The organism is Streptomyces fildesensis, from assembly GCF_016107395.1.
Lineage (GTDB): Bacteria > Actinomycetota > Actinomycetes > Streptomycetales > Streptomycetaceae > Actinacidiphila > Actinacidiphila fildesensis.
In genome coordinates, this window is sequence record NZ_JAAIKO010000176.1 from 1 (window position 1) to 488 (window position 488).

1 protein-coding gene is annotated in these 488 nt (G+C 68.2%); it reads left to right on the plus strand.

Going from position 1 to position 488, the window contains the following annotated elements; translation table 11 throughout:
- The coding region (locus C6N31_RS47205; protein WP_198359657.1) for a M48 family metalloprotease at positions 1 to 431 on the plus strand (431 nt) is incomplete at its 5' end.
- Positions 432 to 488: the final 57 nt, after the last annotated feature.

Consider the following 488-nt stretch of genomic DNA (forward strand, 5'->3'; position numbering starts at 1 on the left):
TCGTCCGCTTCGCCTTCTACTCCCAGCTGTTCGGCGGACGCAACGATCGCGACCAGAACACCGCCGCCCTCCTCGCGATCGTCATGGCGGTCTCCGCGCTCGTCTACGGCATCAGTTTCCTGCTGATCCGGTCGCTGTCCCGCTACCGCGAACTGGCCGCCGACCGCGCCGCGGCCATGCTGACCGGGAAACCATCTGTGCTGGCCTCCGCGCTGATCAAGGTCAGCGGCGACATCGCCCGTATCCCGACCAAGGATCTGCGTACCGCCCAGGCGTTCAACGCGTTCTTCTTCACCCCGGCCCTCGGGCCCGGTACGGCGCTGGCCGCGATGTTCTCCACCCACCCCAGCCTGGAACGCCGCATCGAGGCGCTCGCGGAGATCTCCGTGCAGCTGGGCGAGGCGGGCGGGAAACCGGGTGGCCAGGCGTGAAGAGAAGGAGCTGAGGACCCGTGGGATTCCTGGACGTCCTGCTCGGCCGGACCAAGC